The 3,762-nt window shown below is 61.6% G+C and carries 3 protein-coding genes; 2 read left to right on the plus strand and 1 reads right to left on the minus strand.

Features of this window, described 5'->3' with window-relative positions; genetic code table 11:
• Positions 1-551: 551 nt before the first annotated feature.
• Positions 552-896, minus strand: coding sequence for a hypothetical protein (locus QZ564_RS19015; protein ID WP_297113511.1), 345 nt, complete (start codon positions 894-896; stop codon positions 552-554).
• Positions 897-1,300: 404 nt separating this feature from the next.
• On the opposite strand from QZ564_RS19015, the gene QZ564_RS19020 reads away from it, so the two are divergent.
• Both QZ564_RS19020 and QZ564_RS19025 read left to right on the plus strand, forming a co-directional pair.
• Positions 1,301-2,611, plus strand: a complete 1,311-nt coding sequence (locus QZ564_RS19020) for a sugar ABC transporter substrate-binding protein (protein WP_297113513.1) — start codon at positions 1,301-1,303, stop codon at positions 2,609-2,611.
• A 273-nt stretch (positions 2,612-2,884) separates the two neighbouring features.
• Positions 2,885-3,757 (plus strand): sugar ABC transporter permease, encoded by an 873-nt coding sequence (locus tag QZ564_RS19025; protein ID WP_297113514.1) that lies wholly within the window; start codon positions 2,885-2,887, stop codon positions 3,755-3,757.
• Positions 3,758-3,762 lie beyond the last annotated feature (5 nt).

Genomic DNA, 3,762 nt, shown 5'->3' on the forward strand with positions numbered 1-3,762 from the left:
TGGGGCGACGCCAAGTGTACCGAGCGCCTGCAACGTCCGCCGCACCATCTCAGGATGGGCCCCGGGTCAAGCCCGGGGTGACAGCCGGTGGAGAGGGAGCGAACGGAGCAAAGCAGATGGTCAGTTGTCGTCCCCGTTGCGGTCGTTCGATGATCGCAGCGCATCGCTGCAAACCCGCCACAACGCGGTTCACCCGACATTCACCGCACGTCACCCAATCCGCGCCGAACGCTGATGTTCGCGCGTGCGCGATGCGACACCCTCCCCCTCGCGGGGAGGGTTGGGGAGGGGGATCGCGAGCAGGCCGCTGGACACTGGCCGCCAGTGCGCGACGCACCCCCACCAGCTCCGCTAAGGCCTGACGGCCAAGCTGCGCTGCCTCCCCCGTCAAGGGGGAGGTGTCGCATCGCGTCTGCCAATCTTTCGTGGATAACCATGTCTCGGCTCACCGCAACTGCCGACCCCATTGCGGTCAGCGGCACTATACTGGCCCTGTCCCGATAGCAGACCTGCTCAACCCTGTAGTTCGGTCTTCAGGGAGCTTCATCCTCTTACGCTTCAAAATCTTGCCGAAGCAGGATTGCATTTCCCCAGTACGAAAGCACTGCCGGGGAAGTGAGCAGTAGCTCGACCCATGCATACATCTCGATGCCGAATCTGTCTCCGCGGTCGCTGAGGCCCCCCGAAAGGCGATAAACTCCTTCGGGCGAGATGAACTTCCGCTCGATATCCAGCAAAAGTTCAACGCCGTTGTAGCTAAGGCGAACTTGGTCTTGTTCGCTGTCGTCTGCGACGACGAGATAAATATCGCCATTGTCTGACCGCCGAGCCGTGATCTCCTTCCGACCAAAGCCAGCAAAGTCGTTGTCACCGACCCGTTGCCAATCCTCTGACATTGATAGATAGCCCCTTATGAGGCCAGTAGCGGCCGCTCCCGTATGGACTATGCCCGAAAACTGACCGTCAGCAACCCACCCCTTTACCGCTAAAGTGTAGAGCCCTCGGCTCAAGGTCGAGGGTGACGTCTGGCGGGTGGAGCGAAGCTGTTCAAGGCTTGGATGTTAGGGACAACACAAAGTCACGTCACTGCACCAATCCGGCGCTCTAAATCTGGGCAATAGCCGCACAGATCAACACATTGCCCAAGCTTGTGCATGGCCAATTCAGGCCACAGCCCAGCGCCGCTTGACGCACGTGCGGCAGAGTTTTGCGCAAAAGCCCGCTTGACTCGCACGCCCCATTTGTGAACATTTGCCCACAACCGAAGCAAATGCCCGCTTCGGTACCTGGGAGGATTTCTATGAGACTGACACCGCTTTTCGCGGGCGTTTTCACGCTCGCTCTTGTTGGCACCGCTTCTGCGCAGACGCTCACTATTGCCACTGTGAATAATGGCGACATGATCCGCATGCAGGGCCTGTCGAGCGCCTTCACCGAAGAAACCGGGATCGAGCTGAACTGGGTGGTTCTGGAAGAAAACACGCTGCGCCAGAACGTCACCACCGACATCGCCACCAATGGCGGCCAGTATGACATCATGACCATCGGCACCTATGAGGCCCCGATCTGGGCCAAGCAGGGTTGGCTGAAGCCGCTCGACGGCCTGACCAGCGACCCTGAATATGATGTCGATGATCTGCTGCCGCCGATCCGCAATGGCCTCTCGGTCGATGGCAAGCTCTATGCCGCACCCTTCTACGGCGAGAGCTCCTTCATCATGTATCGCACCGATCTGATGGAAGAAGCGGGCCTTGAAATGCCCGAAGCCCCGACCTGGGAATTCATCGGCGAAGCCGCCCGCGCCATGACTGATCGTGAAAACGACATCAACGGCATTTGCCTCCGCGGCAAGGCCGGCTGGGGCGAGAACATGGCCTTCCTGACGGCCATGTCCAACTCCTTCGGCGCCCGCTGGTTCGACGAAAACTGGCAGCCCCAGTTCGATAGCCCGGAATGGAAGGCAACGCTGGACACCTATCTCTCGCTGATGGCCGACGCCGGTCCCTCGGGGGCTTCGTCCAACGGCTTCAACGAAAACCTGACCCTGTTCCAGCAGGGCAAGTGCGGCATGTGGATCGACGCCACCGTGGCGGCCTCCTTCGTGACCAACCCCGATGACTCAACAGTCGCCGACAAGGTCGGTTTCGCCCTGGCGCCGGATACGGGCCTGGGCAAGCGCGGCAACTGGCTCTGGGCCTGGTCGCTGGCCATCCCGGCAAGCTCTCAGAATGCCGATGCCGCCGAACAGTTCATCGGCTGGGCAACTTCCAAGGACTATCTCGAAATGGTCGCCGCCGAAGAAGGCTGGGCCAACGTGCCCCCGGGCACGCGCATCTCGCTTTATGAGAACCCCGACTACCAGGCAGCCGCGCCGTTTGCGGACATGACCCTGGGTTCGATTTATGCGGCCGATCCGAACCAGCCTTCGGTCAAGCCCGTGCCCTATGTCGGCGTGCAGTTCGTGGCCATTCCGGAATTCGCGGGCATTGCCACCAATGTCGGCCAGCTGTTCTCGGCAGCGCTTGCCGGACAGATGTCCGCGGATGACGCCCTGGCCCAGGCCCAGGACGCCACCACCCGCGACATGACCCGCGCCGGCTACATCAAGTAGGCTCCTCCAAAGCCTCCGGCGGCCGGAACCTCTCCTCCGGCCGCCCCTTCCGGACCCTATGCTCGGTTAGTTCGTCCTCCCTTGCATCTGCGTCCCGAACGGGAGCCGCCCGGCAAACTCGTCCCCCTCAGGACGCCGGACGGCTCCGTCCCCAGCGCCGCAGATGAACCGCGCTGGCGGGCCTGATCCGATGGCCACCCTCGGGTGACCATCCGATGAGGACCGATGGACCCGAACAAATCGGGCAGACCTGATCGGCCCTGGGAGGACTGCATGGCAACCCGGCAAACCCGCACCCTGGCGCGCACCATGATGGCACCAGCCGTCATCGTACTGCTCATCTGGATGGCCGTGCCGCTGGCCATGACCATCTGGTTCTCGTTCCAGATTTACAGCCTGATCAACCCGATGATGACCGGCTTTGCCGGCTGGGGAAACTATGAATACGTCATCGGCGACCCCAGCTTCACCCAGGCGCTGGTCAACACCCTGCTGCTGGTTGGCGGCGTGCTGCTGATCACCGTCATCGGCGGGACGTTCCTGGCGCTGCTGCTCGACCAACCGATCTGGGGTCAGGGCATTCTGCGCATCCTTGTGATCTCGCCCTTCTTCGTCATGCCCCCGGTTGCGGCGCTGATCTGGAAGAACGGTTTCATGCATCCCGGCTATGGCATGCTGGGGCATCTCTATAAGGCGCTTGGTCTGCAGCCAGTGGACTGGTTCGCGCAATATCCGCTGTTTTCGGTGATCGTCATCGTCGCCTGGCAGTGGCTGCCTTTTGCCACGCTCATTTTGCTCACCGCACTGCAGTCGCTCTCCGAGGAACAGCGCGAAGCCGCGGAAATGGATGGCGCCAATGCCGTCAATCGCTTCCGCTACATCATCCTGCCGCACATGGCCCGGGCGATCACCATCGTGATCCTGATCCAGACCATTTTCCTGCTCGGCATTTTCGCGGAAATCCGCGTCACCACCGGCGGCGGCCCAGGCTACGCCTCGACCAATATCGCCTTCCTCGTCTTCCGCACCGGTATCCTCTCCAATGACATCGGCGCCGGTTCGGCCGGCGGCGTGGTCGCGGTCATCATCGCCAATATCGTCGCCATCTTCCTGATGCGCGCCGTCGGCAAGAACCTGGACGCTTAGGGAGA

The organism is uncultured Devosia sp., assembly GCF_913055165.1.
Taxonomy (GTDB): domain Bacteria; phylum Pseudomonadota; class Alphaproteobacteria; order Rhizobiales; family Devosiaceae; genus Devosia.